Annotated in this window: 13 protein-coding genes; 2 read left to right on the forward strand and 11 right to left on the reverse strand. The window is 67.5% G+C overall.

The window, feature by feature from the left end; translation table 11 throughout:
- Nucleotides 1–183: 183 nt before the first annotated feature.
- From CVV68_RS17525 to CVV68_RS17575, 11 genes are all read right to left on the reverse strand, one after another.
- Nucleotides 184–609: a hypothetical protein gene (locus CVV68_RS17525; protein ID WP_146238948.1), complete on the reverse strand. Its 426-nt coding sequence runs from the start codon at nucleotides 607–609 to the stop codon at nucleotides 184–186.
- Between the two features lie 88 nt (nucleotides 610–697).
- Nucleotides 698–2,389 (reverse strand): ribonuclease J, encoded by a 1,692-nt coding sequence (locus CVV68_RS17530; protein WP_110502293.1) that lies wholly within the window; start codon nucleotides 2,387–2,389, stop codon nucleotides 698–700.
- Nucleotides 2,390–2,391: 2 nt separating this feature from the next.
- A complete protein-coding gene (gene dapA, locus CVV68_RS17535) occupies nucleotides 2,392–3,297 on the reverse strand; it encodes a 4-hydroxy-tetrahydrodipicolinate synthase (RefSeq protein ID WP_110502294.1) in 906 nt (301 codons plus the stop codon).
- A 91-nt stretch (nucleotides 3,298–3,388) separates the two neighbouring features.
- Nucleotides 3,389–4,180, reverse strand: a complete 792-nt coding sequence (locus CVV68_RS17540) for an alpha/beta fold hydrolase (protein WP_110502295.1) — start codon at nucleotides 4,178–4,180, stop codon at nucleotides 3,389–3,391.
- A gap of 99 nt (nucleotides 4,181–4,279) precedes the next feature.
- The gene (locus CVV68_RS17545) at nucleotides 4,280–4,741 is read right to left on the reverse strand and encodes a hypothetical protein (protein WP_110502296.1); all 462 of its coding nucleotides are present in this window, start codon (nucleotides 4,739–4,741) and stop codon (nucleotides 4,280–4,282) included.
- Nucleotides 4,742–4,745: 4 nt separating this feature from the next.
- Nucleotides 4,746–5,504: a 4-hydroxy-tetrahydrodipicolinate reductase gene (dapB, locus tag CVV68_RS17550; protein ID WP_110502297.1), complete on the reverse strand. Its 759-nt coding sequence runs from the start codon at nucleotides 5,502–5,504 to the stop codon at nucleotides 4,746–4,748.
- A gap of 10 nt (nucleotides 5,505–5,514) precedes the next feature.
- Nucleotides 5,515–6,072 (reverse strand): molybdenum cofactor biosynthesis protein MoaE, encoded by a 558-nt coding sequence (locus CVV68_RS17555; protein WP_110502306.1) that lies wholly within the window; start codon nucleotides 6,070–6,072, stop codon nucleotides 5,515–5,517.
- On the reverse strand, nucleotides 6,062–6,562 hold the full coding sequence (locus CVV68_RS17560; RefSeq protein ID WP_110502298.1) for a MogA/MoaB family molybdenum cofactor biosynthesis protein: 501 nt from the start codon (nucleotides 6,560–6,562) through the stop codon (nucleotides 6,062–6,064). Before CVV68_RS17560 ends, CVV68_RS17555 begins: the two co-directional genes overlap by 11 nt.
- Nucleotides 6,559–7,140, reverse strand: a complete 582-nt coding sequence (gene moaC / locus CVV68_RS17565) for a cyclic pyranopterin monophosphate synthase MoaC (RefSeq protein WP_110502299.1) — start codon at nucleotides 7,138–7,140, stop codon at nucleotides 6,559–6,561. Before moaC ends, CVV68_RS17560 begins: the two co-directional genes overlap by 4 nt.
- Nucleotides 7,128–8,405, reverse strand: coding sequence for a molybdopterin molybdotransferase MoeA (locus CVV68_RS17570; protein WP_110502300.1), 1,278 nt, complete (start codon nucleotides 8,403–8,405; stop codon nucleotides 7,128–7,130). The genes moaC and CVV68_RS17570 overlap by 13 nt, the downstream gene beginning before the upstream one ends.
- A gap of 77 nt (nucleotides 8,406–8,482) precedes the next feature.
- Nucleotides 8,483–10,150, reverse strand: coding sequence for a molybdopterin-dependent oxidoreductase (locus CVV68_RS17575; RefSeq protein ID WP_245933619.1), 1,668 nt, complete (start codon nucleotides 10,148–10,150; stop codon nucleotides 8,483–8,485).
- 103 nt (nucleotides 10,151–10,253) lie between these two features.
- Here CVV68_RS17575 and moaA point away from each other — a divergent pair, with 103 nt between their 5' ends.
- A complete protein-coding gene (moaA, locus tag CVV68_RS17580; RefSeq protein WP_110502307.1) occupies nucleotides 10,254–11,345 on the forward strand; it encodes a GTP 3',8-cyclase MoaA in 1,092 nt (363 codons plus the stop codon).
- Nucleotides 11,346–11,347: 2 nt separating this feature from the next.
- Nucleotides 11,348–11,629 carry a MoaD/ThiS family protein gene (locus CVV68_RS17585; protein WP_110502302.1) on the forward strand — a complete coding sequence of 94 codons (282 nt, stop codon included), beginning with the start codon at nucleotides 11,348–11,350 and terminating at the stop codon, nucleotides 11,627–11,629.
- The last annotated feature ends 93 nt before the right edge of the window (nucleotides 11,630–11,722 follow it).

The raw sequence follows: 11,722 nt of genomic DNA on the forward strand, positions 1-11,722 counted from the left end.
AAAGATTCCGTCGATGGTTGTCCCAAAGTGCCGCGCCAGCTTAAATGCCAGCATCAATCTGGGAGCGTAGCGGCCCTTTTCAATCGAGATGATGGTTTACCGTGGGACCCCGACAATTTGGCCAAGTCCTTCTGAGAGTAGCCGCGCTCTCGAAGCAGCCGCGGCACCTCGTTGCGCACGACCCTAGCTGACCCTGCTGCGCAGGAACGAATAACGAATCCAAAATGCAACCGCGCTCAGGCCCATCAGCCCGTAGACGATCACTCCGTTGGCAAACTGGAGGGTGAGAAACATGTACAGCCCAAACAACGCAAGGATCACCAACCCAACACCAAAGGCATCGGCCCTTGCCTGTTGGGCAAGCCCGGGTTCAACGCTGTCAGGATCATCCGTGCGGTTTTTCCTAGCCAAATGCCTTCTTACCAGGATGGAGCCGACGCACCCCGCCGCGACGAATCCGGCGTTAACAATCGCTGACACATGGGACAGTTCCCTTGGCAGCGCCTGTGCCAAACTCAACACCGACAGCCAAACGACAACAGATGCCCCAATAAAAACCAGCCAAGTCCGCACAAATCCCCCTGATTGTAAATGTTCCTTGACATTCAAGGTACCAGCGAAAGGGCCGTAATGTACAGGAGACTTTACTCATTCAGGGCAGTTGACCGGCAAGTTTACGATCTCGCCTACATTCGGGTCAGGCCTCCAGGACCACCGGGATGATCATGGGGCGGCGGCGCAGCTTGCGGTTGACCCAGGTGCCGATCACGCGGCGCACCACCTGTTGGAGCTGGTGGACGGTGTGGTCGGTGCTGGCCGTGACCGCTTCCTCCAATGCCGCCGCGATTTTGGGCTTGATCTCGTCGAAGACGGAGTCGTCCTCGGCAACGCCGCGGGCGTGGATGTCCGGCCCGGAAACGATCTTTCCCGTGGAGCGGTTCACCACGGTAATGATGGAAATAAAGCCCTCGTCCCCGAGAATTCGCCTGTCCTTCAAGTCCTCATCGGTAATCTCGCCCACGCTGTGGCCGTCCACATACACGAAGCCGCACTCGACCTGGCCGGTGATGCGGGCCTGCCCGGCGGCGAGGTCGATCACCGCGCCGTCGCTTGTCAACAGCACGTTCGACGCCGGGACGCCGGCGGACTGGGCGATCTTGCCGTTGGCAATGAGGTGGCGGGTCTCCCCGTGCACCGGCATCACGTTCTTGGGCTGCAGGATGTTGTAGCAGTACAGCAGTTCGCCGGCTGCGGCGTGGCCGGAGACGTGGACCTTGGCGGTGCCCTTGTGGATGACGTCCGCGCCGAGCTTGAGCAGTCCATTGATAATGCGGTAGACGGCGTTTTCGTTGCCGGGGATGAGCGAGGAGGCCAGGATGACGGTGTCGCCCGGGCCCACCGAGATCTTGTGGTCCCCGTTGGCCATGCGGGACAGCGCCGCCATCGGCTCGCCCTGTGACCCGGTGGACATGAGGACCACCTTGTTGTCCGGCAGGCTGTCCACGTTTTTCGCATCCACCAGCACGTTGGCCGGCACGTCGAGGTAGCCCAGCTTCGCGGCGATGGCCATGTTGCGCACCATGGAGCGGCCCACGAAGGCGACCTTGCGGTCATGGAGCACGGCGGCGTTGAGCACCTGCTGGACGCGGTGGACGTGGGAGGAGAAGCTGGCCACGATGATGCGTTTGTCGGCCTTGCCAAACAGCGCTTCCAGTGTGGGCCCGATCTCGGCTTCGCTGGTGGTGAAGCCTGGGACGTCGGCGTTGGTGGAGTCCACCAGGAACAGGTCCACGCCTTCCTCGCCCAGGCGGGCAAAGTGCCGCAGGTCGGTGCGGCGCCCGTCCAGCGGCAGCTGGTCCATCTTGAAGTCCCCAGTGTGCAGCACGGTGCCGCCGGCGGTGCGGATGAACACGGCCAGGGCGTCCGGGATGGAGTGGTTGACGGCCACAAATTCGCACTGGAACGGGCCCAACTGCTCGAGCTGCCCCTCCTTGACCGTCAGCGTCCACGGCTTGATGCGGTGTTCGGTGAGCTTGGCCTCGACGAAGGCCAGCGTCAGCTGCGAACCTATGAGCGGGATGTCGTTGCGGAGGCGCAGCAGGTACGGCACAGCGCCGATGTGATCCTCGTGGCCGTGCGTGAGAACCACGCCCACCACGTCCTCGAGACGATCCTCAATGTAGGAAAAGTCCGGCAGGATCAGGTCCACGCCGGGCTGGTCCTCCTCCGGGAAGAGGACGCCGCAATCCACAATGAGCAGCTTCCCGTCGATTTCAAAGACGGTCATGTTCCGGCCGATCTCGCCAATGCCGCCCAGCGGAACAATCCGCAGCGTGTCCGCCTCCAGCGGTGGCGGGGTGAGCAATCCGGGCTCGGTCATTTGGGTCATGGCTACAATTCCATTCCAGCTTCCGCAAGGTCAGCCCTGATCATGGCGATCTCGGCGTCGCCCGGCTCCACGAGGGGAAGCCGCACCACCGAGTTGGACAGGATGCCCTGCCACCTGAGAATTTGCTTGACGGCCACTGCGCCCTGGACATGGCCCATGGCGGCCCGAATGATCGGGTCCAGCTCAAAGTGGATGCGCCGTGCCGTGGCGAAGTCGCCGGCCGCTGCAGCGTCAATCAACGCACGGAACTGCCGCGGTGCCACATGGGCGCTCACACTGACCAGCCCGACGGCGCCCGCGGCCATCAGCGGCAGCGTCAGTCCGTCGTCGCCCGAGTACACGTCGAGGTCGGTGTTGGCCAGCACACGGGTGGTGGCGGAGAAATCGGCTTTTGCGTCCTTGAGCGCGATGATGCGCGGGTGGTCGGCGAGCTTGATGATGGTCTCGGTGGCGATCGCCACGCCGGCCCGGCCCGGGATGTCGTAGACCATGACCGGCAGTTCGGTGGAGTCGGCGATGGCCTCAAAGTGGGCCTGGATGCCGGCCTGGCTGGGCTTGTTGTAGTACGGGGTCACAATCAGCAGGCCGTGGACGCCCAGGGCTGCGGCGCGCCGGGACAGGCTGATGGAGTGGCGGGTGTCATTGGTGCCGGTGCCGGCGATGACGCGGGCCCGGTCCCCCACGGCGTCCAGGACGGCCTGGAACATGCCCAGGTTTTCCTCGTCCGTAAGGGTGGAGGTTTCGCCCGTGGTGCCGGTGACCAGGATGCCGTCGCAGCCGCCGTCGACCAGCTTGTTGGCGAGGTCGGCTGCCTGCTTGTAGTCCACAGCCCCGTCGGCGGTGAAGGGGGTGACCATGGCGGGCACCAAAGTTCCGAAGGGGAGGGTCGCAATATCAGAGTCAGACATGGATAAAACGTTACCTGCTTTCGGTCTGTTTCGTTCAACGGGCGCCACTTCGTGGACGGCGGCACGGGACTCTGGTTAGGACGCCGGGACGTTAGAGGCCCTGCAGGAACGGCAGCCACTCGTCCAGGATCGGCTGCGCGGGCACAAGTGTTGTGCCGTGGTTGCGCCCGGGCAGTTCCACCACGCGCGCGTTGGGCATGAGTTCGGCTGCGCGGCGTGAATCCTCCAGACGTTCCCGGTCCGCCGTGCCGGCCAGCAGCAAGGCCGGCAGCGTGATCGCGGCAACGTCGGCCTCGTCGATGGCGGGCTCGGCTTCCGTTTGGCGGAAGTAGGCCCGCAGTGCCGCTGCGTCGTTGGCCAGGAACGCCGTCTTGGTCTGCGAGTCCAGGGGCGCGCCGATGCGCCGCTCCCAGCCCTCGACAAAGCCGGGCATCCCGTCCTCACCCAGGGCCGCGTCGTACCCGTCGAAGAACAGCTTGCCCACGCTGCCGGGCTGGATGCGGAAGGTGCCGGCCAGCGTGGTCAGCGAGAGCAGGCGCTCCGGGGCGGCCACGGCCAGCGCGTAGCCAATGCGCGAGCCCACCGAGTAGCCGCCAAAATGTGCCTGTGGGGCGCCGGACGCGTCCAGGACGGCGAGGGCGTCGGCCACCAGCACGTCCATGGCGTAGGCGTCCTGCACGTGCGGCTTTCCGGAGCGGCCGTGCCCGCGCAGGTCCATGGAGATGACGCGGTGGTTTTCGCGCAGCGCCTTGGTGTAGCCAAAACCACGCCAGATGGCCCGGCTGAGCGCGCTGCCGTGAAGCAGGAGGATGGGTTCGCCGTCGCCCACGGCATCGTAGGAAAGTTCGACGCCGTCGGCCGGGTTGTGTGTGCTGCTCACCATGGCTTCATCCCACTCTTCGAGTTCTATGTTGCAGTTGTTGGCCCAAAATTGACGAGAAAACGCCTTCCGCGTCCAATAAGTGCAACACAGATGTGCCGGTCAGTGTGCGCGGTACATGCCGACAGCGTCACGCATGGCCTTGCGGGCGCGCTTCCTGTCTCCGGCGGCATCGTAGGCGCAGGACAGCCGGAACCAGGAGCGCCAGTCGTCCGGCGCGGTCTCGGCCTCCACCTTGTACTTTTCAAATTCGGCGTCGGCGGCGGCACGGATGATCCGGCCGCCGGGCGTGCGCGGAAGGTTGTCCTCCGGCAGGCCGCCCTCGGCTTCGAGAATGTTCGCGAGCTTTTCGGTGCGGGCACCAAAAAGGACCTCGCTGATGAGGGCCCAGGCCGCCACAAACGGGATCACAAAGTACGCAGCCCCCATGGCCTTGGCCTGCCATTCCGGTGACACAAACATCAGCGTGAAGGAACGCTGGAGCATGACCAGCAGGTAAAACACGAGCAGCAGGCAGATCAAGGCAACCCAGATCTTCGTTTTGGACACCTTCACCCTGGCCATGCGCTCAGCCTTCAAGGTCAAGGTAGCCGTCGAGGCCCACGGTCAGGCCGGGGCGGTTCGACACGGTACGCACACCCAGCAGCACGCCCGGCATGAAGGAGTCGTGGTTGAAGGAGTCGTGCCTAATGGTGAGCTGCTCTCCCTCACTGCCCAGCAGGACCTCCTGGTGCGCCACTAGGCCGGCGAGCCGGACGCTGTGTACCGGGATGCCGGACACACGGGCCCCACGGGCGCCCACCAGGGTCGTTTCGGTGGCATCGGGGGCGGCGGGCACGCCTGCGTCGGCCCGGGCCTTGGCCACGAGCTGTGCCGTGCGCAGCGCGGTGCCGGACGGGGCGTCCACCTTGCGCGGATGGTGGAGTTCAATGATCTCGACGGAGTCAAAGTAGCGGGCGGCCTGCTGGGCAAAACGGGTGGCCAGCACGGAGCCCAGGGCAAAGTTTGGGGCGATCAGCACACCTGTCTCCGGGCGGCCCGCCAGCAGCTTCTCCAGCGAGGCGAGGCGGGCGGCATCCCAGCCGGTGGTGCCCACCACGGCGTGGATTCCGTGCTCCACGGCAAAGCGGACGTTGGCTTCGGTGGACGTGGGGACGGTCAGGTCCACCACCACCTGGGCGCCCTTTTCCACCAGGGTGTCCAGCGGGTCGGAGCGGCCCAGCGCTGCCACCAGCTCCATGTCGGGGGCCCCTTCGATGGCCGCAACGGCAGCCGTTCCCATTCGTCCCCTGGCACCGAGCACGGCCACCTTCAGCATTTCACTCATGCTTTTAAGACTACTGGCTTTCCGGCCCCGCATTGTCCGCCGTGGACGGCCCCCTGCCCCCGGCCGCCGCTTCCCCAGCGTCCGCCGTGGCGTCCGCCCCGGCGTCCGCAGGCACCGGAAGCGCGCCGGCCCCCACCCATTCCGCCGTGCCGTCGGTAAAGAACTGTTCCTTCCAGATCGGCACCTCGGCCTTGATCCGTTCCACCAGCGCTGAACACACCTCGAAGGCCTCAGCCCGGTGGGAGGAGGCGACGGCGCAGACCAGGGCTGGCTCACCGATTTCCAGCGGCCCCACGCGGTGCGCCACCCAGACCCGCACGGGATGGCCGTCCGGATCCGCCGCGCCCGCGGCGACGGAGGCCACCACGGCGTCCAGGACGCCCCTGGCGAGCGGGTGGGCGCTGTAGGACAGCCGCGCAACGGGCTTCCCGCCGTCGTGGTTGCGGACAACGCCGCTGAAGCTGACCACAGCTCCGGCGGTGTCGGATTCCACGGCCGCGACGGCAGCGTCCACGGAGATCGGCTCGGCGCTCAATTCGGCGCAGACCACCTCAACGTTAGTGGCCATGCCCGCCACCCACCTGCTCGCAGATGTGCCGGATGAGGGGGTCCAGCACGGCCAGCCCGTCCATGACGCCGGAGGGCGAGCCGGGCAGGTTCACAATCAGCGTGTGCCCGGCCAGGCCCGCATGTCCGCGGCTGAGGGCGGCCATGGGCGTTTTGGCCAGCCCGGCGGCCCGGATGGCTTCCATGAGGCCGGGAACCTCGCGGTCCAACAGCGGCAGTGTCATTTCCGGGGTTTCGTCAGTGGGGCTCAGCCCCGTTCCGCCGCTGGTCAGCACGACGGCGGGACGTTGCGTCAGCAGGGCCCGCAGCGCCGCGCCCACCGGGGCCCCGTCGGGGACCACCACCGGTGCGATGGCCGCAAAGCCGTGTTCGCGGAGCCAGTCCGTGATGATGGGCCCGGTTTTATCGTCGTAGACGCCAAGGGCCGCGCGGGTGGAGGCGATGACCACGCCCGCCGTGCCCAACGGAGCGCCGGGCTCGCAGGCGCTCACTGGCCGGCCTCCGGTTCGGCGGAGGCCGCGGGACGTTCGGCGGCTGCCGGTTCGGCGGGGGCCGCGGGGCGCCCTGCTTCCGCCGGGTCCGCCACCCAGTCCCCGCTCTTGCCGCCGCTTTTGGCCAGGACCTGGATGCCCGAGATGACGGCATGCTTGTCGACGGCCTTGACCATGTCGTACACGCTCAGGGCGGCGACGGACACGGCCGTCAGCGCCTCCATCTCCACGCCGGTGACGCCGCGCGTCTTGACCGTGGCCTGGACGGTGACGGTGGATGCCCCCAGCTTAAAGTCCACCGTGACCTTGGAAATGGGCAGCGGGTGGCACAGTGGAATGAGTTCGGATGTTTTCTTGGCGCCCATGATCCCGGCCACGCGCGCCACGGCAAGGGCGTCGCCCTTGGGCAGCCCGCCGGCGCCCAGCAGTGCCATGACTTCGGGCGTGGTATTCACGGTGCCGGTGGCCGTCGCTTCCCGGACGGTCTCGGCCTTGGCGGACACGTCCACCATGTGGGCAGTGCCATCGTGGCGCAGGTGGGTTAATTCTGGGGTCTGGGCATCAGTCACATCAGCCATACTTCCACCTTTGCCCCGGCGTGCAATTCCGTGACTCCGGCGGGGATGTGGATGAGCGCGTTGGCTTGGGCCAGCGCGCCGAGCAGGTGCGACGACGGCCCGCCCACCTCCCGCACCGATGCCGCTGATTCGTAGCCGGGACCTTCGTAGACCCCGCGCCGGACCTGGTACTTTCCGGCAGGCGACGTCAAGGAGTGGGTCAGCGTGGCCAGGACGCGTCCGCGCGGTGCCGGGCCGCCCAGCAGCTCCGTGAGCGCGGGGCGCAGGAACAGTTCAAAGGACACCACCCCGCTGACGGGATTGCCGGGGAAGCCGATGAACGGCACCGACTTGTATCTCCCGAGCGCCTGCGGGCCGCCCGGCTGCAGCGCCAGGGAAACGAACTCCACCTCCAGTCCCGACAGTGCCTGCTTCACGACCTCAAACGCCCCGGCGCTGATGCCCCCGGTGGACAGGATCAGGTCCACGCCGCCCACGTATTCATCGAGCACGTCCAGCAGCGCGTGCGGCTCGTCCCGGACCACCGGGGCCAGGACCACATCAACGCCCGCCTCCTGCAGCTTGGCCCGGAGCAGTGCCATGTTGGCATCAAAAATGCTGCCTTCGGGCAGGGCGTCCGCAGCCCGTGGATCCCCCGGCAGCAGCACCTCGTCCCCGGTGGTCACCAGGAGCACGCGCGGGCGCCTGCGCACCTGAAGAGAGCTGCATCCCAACGCCGAGGCAAGGCCGACGTGGGCTGCATTGAGCAGCGTCCCGGCGGGTATGGCAACGCTGCCGAGGGGCAGGTCGCTGCCCTGGGCGCGGACAAAGGTGCCCGGCCGGGTGGGCGGCAGGGTCACGTCCTCACCTTCGTCGGGGAAGCGTGCCGGCTGTGCCTGCTCCACGGGCACCACGGCGTTGGCGCCCGGGGGCAGCATGGCCCCGGTCATGATGGGGGCGGCGGTGCCGGGCCCCAGCGCCGGGGGACGGACCCCGGCGGGGATGGTCGCAGCGGCCCGGTAAGTGGTTGATTTGCCGGATTCAACGCTTCCGGGTTGATTTGAAGTGGGCTCCGCCCAGATGGCGAAGCCGTCCATCTGGGAGTTGGCAAACGGAGGCAGGTCAATCGGGGCGAGTAAATCCGCGGCCAGCACTCGCCCCGGCAAATCTGCCAGCGGGACCCGGGTGCCGGCGTCGTCAGTCAGTGGCGGCTGCCCCGCCCGGCGCCAGGCCCGGGCCAGCAGAACAAGTACGGCTCTTTGGTGCTCGGCGACAGTTCTGCGCATCATTTCTTCCTCCCGGGGGAACACGCGGCGGCGTGCATGAGACCAATCCTAGGTGAGCCGTCCGGCTTGCCGCTGATTCACGCCGCCGTGAATTCCACCGTGTGCCAGCCGCTGGCCCCGTCGGGTGCCGGCGGCGCAATGTCCCCGGTCTGCACGGCCCCGGCCCCGTCCACGGCCCGCACCTTGAGCTGGTGCTTCCCGGCAGCCAATGTCAGGGGCACCTGCCATTGCACCCACGTGTCCTTGTTCAGGGCGGCGGCCAGGGAGGCACTTTGCCAAGGGCCGCCGTCGAGCTGGACCTCCACGGCGGAGATTCCGCGCTCCGGCGACCACGCGACGCCGGCTGCCGTGAACCGGCCGGTGGCGAGCTTTGCCCCGGCGCGCGGGACATCAATGCGCGACGCCGTCTTGATGGGTCCCAGAGCGCTCCACCCCAACGGTGTCCAATAGCCCTGGTCGGCGGCAAAGGTGGTGACCTTCAGCTCGGAGAGCCATTTTGTGGCCGAGACATAGCCATACAATCCCGGCACGATGAGCCTGGCCGGGTAGCCGTGCACCATCGGCAGGGGCGCACCATTCATCCCGACGGCGATCATGGCATTGCGGGGGTCGGTCAGCGCCTCCAGCGGCGTCCCTGCCGTAAAGCCGTCGGTGCTGCGGGAGAGGACCATGTCGGCCCCGGGGCGCACGCCTGCCTCGGCCAGGAGTTCACGCACGGGCCAGCCCAGCCAGCGGGCATTGCCCACCAGGTCCCCGCCCACCTCATTGGAAACACAGCCAATGGTCACATAGCTTTCGACCATGGGTTTGGTCAGCAGCTGGGCGAAGGTCAGGGTGATCTCCCGCTCCACCATTCCCGTCACGCTCAGCTTCCAGGTATCCGAGTTAACGGCAGGGACCACCAGTGCCGTGTCGATCCGGTAAAACTGGCTGGCGTCGGTGATGAGCGGGGTGACGCCGGCAATGTCCAGCACCGCGGCCGCAGGCACTGCCGCGGCCGCCGTTGCGGGCCGGGGCAGGCGCACCTTGGCACGCAGCTCGGCCACCACCACGGAAGCCCTGCGGACCAAGACGGCAGCGCCGCCGGCAAGCACCGCCACGGCGGCCCCGGCACCCATGAATCCCAGGAAGGTGCGCCGACTTGCCGATCGGGCGGCTTCGGGGGGTGGCGGGGACAGCTGGCCCGGCGCTGCAGGAGCGGCCTTCACGGCAGGCGGGCCGGACGCCCGCGGCGCGCGACCGGCGTCGTACTCCGCCTTCAATTCCCGGCCCAGGCCCGGATGCAGGAACCTCCCGCGGACCCAGGCGAGGAGCGCCATGGCGATCCCGGCAGCGACCACTGGTGCCACAAACGCTGTGCCGGTGACGTCCGGCCGGCCCGCCACCGCTGCAACCCCCACCACGCCAAACAGCACGATGACCGCCAGGCCAAAGCCACGGTGGAAGCGTTCAAGCAGGCCGGCGGCGAAGGCCAGCAAGGCCATGACCACCACCATGGAAGCGAGAAAAACCGTCTTGTCGGCCGTGCCGAAGAGGTGGATGGCCCCTTCCTTGACGCCCCCGGGCAGCAGCCCGATGACCGTCTGGCCCACTGCGCTGACCGGCGACGCCGACGGGCTGATGAAGGCGGCCGTGAGTTCCCCGGCCGCCACACCAACGCCCGTGCAGACCACTCCGGCCAAGCCCCAATAGCGACGTGCCTCCATGGCATCCTTCCCGTTTGGCCGGAAACCCGGCAGCTCCACGTCACAATTCTAGTTTCGCAAGCTGAGCAAACCCCCACAGTGCTACCACAACGGGCGGATGGCGTAGCGTGGAGCCATGGACACGGGACGCGTAACACTGGGAATGCCGGCGGTTCCGGCCGCCGCGCACGACGCTGCGCCGTCGGGGGCGCCACGTCCGGCCACGGCCGGGCTGGTGGACCAGTTTGGCCGGACCGCCTCGGACATGCGCCTCTCGCTGACGGACAAGTGCAACCTTCGCTGCCACTATTGCATGCCCGAAGACGGGCTGGAATGGCTGAAGAAATCCAAGCTGCTCACGGCCGGCGAAATTGTGCGGCTGGTGGGCCTGGGTGTGGACCGCCTGGGGGTCCGCGAACTGCGGCTGACCGGAGGGGAACCGCTGGTGCGTGCCGACCTTGTGGAGATCATTGCGGCGCTGCGCCGGAACCACCCCTCGCTGCCCATCTCGCTGACCACCAATGGCGTCGGCCTGGCAAGGAAGGCGCAGGCGCTGGCCGACGCCGGGCTGACCCGGCTGAACGTCTCCATGGACACCCTGCACCATGACGCCTTCTTCCAGCTGACCCGCCGCCCCTTCCTGGACCAGGTGCTGGCCGGAATCGAGGCTGCCGCCGCCGCTGGGCTCGGTCCCATCAAGGTCAACGCCGTGCTGATGCGCGGCGTCAACGAGGGCCACGCCGCCGAGCTGTTGGGCTGGTGCCTGGAACGCGGTTACGAGCTGCGCTTCATCGAGCAGATGCCCCTCGACGCCGACCACGGCTGGACCCGCGACGGCATGATCACGGCCGCTGAGATCCGCGGGCTCCTGGCCGGCGACTTTGAGCTCTCGCCCGATCCCCGCTCGCGCGACGGCGCCCCCGCCGAGCGCTTTGAGGTCCGGCACCACGGCTCCGGGGAGCTGCTGGGAACCGTGGGCGTCATCGCCTCCGTGACCGAGCCCTTCTGTGCCGACTGCCGCCGCACGCGGATCACTGCCGAAGGCAAAGTCATGAGCTGCCTGTTCTCCCGCACCGAGATTGACCTGCTGGAACTCCTGCGTGTCGGCGACTCCCCGGCCGACGACAACGCCGTCGCTGCCCGCTGGCAGGACGCCATGTGGGCCAAGCCACGGGCCCACGGCATGGGCCACCCGGGACTGGGCGACGCGGACTTTGTGCAACCCGAACGCAGCATGAGCGCCATAGGAGGCTGAGTATGGACATCCGGTTTTTTGCCGCGGCCGCCGCGGCCACCGGTATTGAGGTACAGGCAGTGGACCTGGGGTCCTTGGCCGGTTCCGCACCGTTCACCCTGGAGGACCTGTCCAAATTATTGGTCGAGTCGTTCCCGGTGTCGGCCTCCGCCAGCACTCCCCCGCTGTCCGAGCTCCTGACCCGCTGCAGCTTCCTGGTCAACGAGGTCTCCCAGCGGAACCCGGCCGTGACGCTGGCATCGGGCGACGTCGTCGACGTCCTGCCCCCGTTTGCCGGCGGATAGCCCGCCGGAAACTGGGCCTGCCGGGACTGGAACGGTCAGCATCGTCAGGGGCGTTGGCGGCGGGTGGGACCGGGAAGTGGCGGCGCCGTGGAG

It is taken from the genome of Arthrobacter livingstonensis (assembly GCF_003219815.1).
GTDB lineage: Bacteria > Actinomycetota > Actinomycetes > Actinomycetales > Micrococcaceae > Specibacter > Specibacter livingstonensis.

Coding starts and splice junctions, on each gene's coding strand:
- CVV68_RS17555 (WP_110502306.1), bottom strand. CDS start 6,072: ATGGCCACTAACGTTGAGGTGGTCTGCGCCGAATTGAGCGCCGAGCCG.
- CVV68_RS17585 (WP_110502302.1), top strand. CDS start 11,348: ATGGACATCCGGTTTTTTGCCGCGGCCGCCGCGGCCACCGGTATTGAG.
- CVV68_RS17540 (WP_110502295.1), bottom strand. CDS start 4,180: ATGGTGAGCAGCACACACAACCCGGCCGACGGCGTCGAACTTTCCTAC.
- moaC (WP_110502299.1), bottom strand. CDS start 7,140: ATGGCTGATGTGACTGATGCCCAGACCCCAGAATTAACCCACCTGCGC.
- CVV68_RS17545 (WP_110502296.1), bottom strand. CDS start 4,741: ATGGCCAGGGTGAAGGTGTCCAAAACGAAGATCTGGGTTGCCTTGATC.
- CVV68_RS17530 (WP_110502293.1), bottom strand. CDS start 2,389: ATGACCCAAATGACCGAGCCCGGATTGCTCACCCCGCCACCGCTGGAG.
- CVV68_RS17570 (WP_110502300.1), bottom strand. CDS start 8,405: ATGCGCAGAACTGTCGCCGAGCACCAAAGAGCCGTACTTGTTCTGCTG.
- moaA (WP_110502307.1), top strand. CDS start 10,254: ATGCCGGCGGTTCCGGCCGCCGCGCACGACGCTGCGCCGTCGGGGGCG.
- dapA (WP_110502294.1), bottom strand. CDS start 3,297: ATGTCTGACTCTGATATTGCGACCCTCCCCTTCGGAACTTTGGTGCCC.
- dapB (WP_110502297.1), bottom strand. CDS start 5,504: ATGAGTGAAATGCTGAAGGTGGCCGTGCTCGGTGCCAGGGGACGAATG.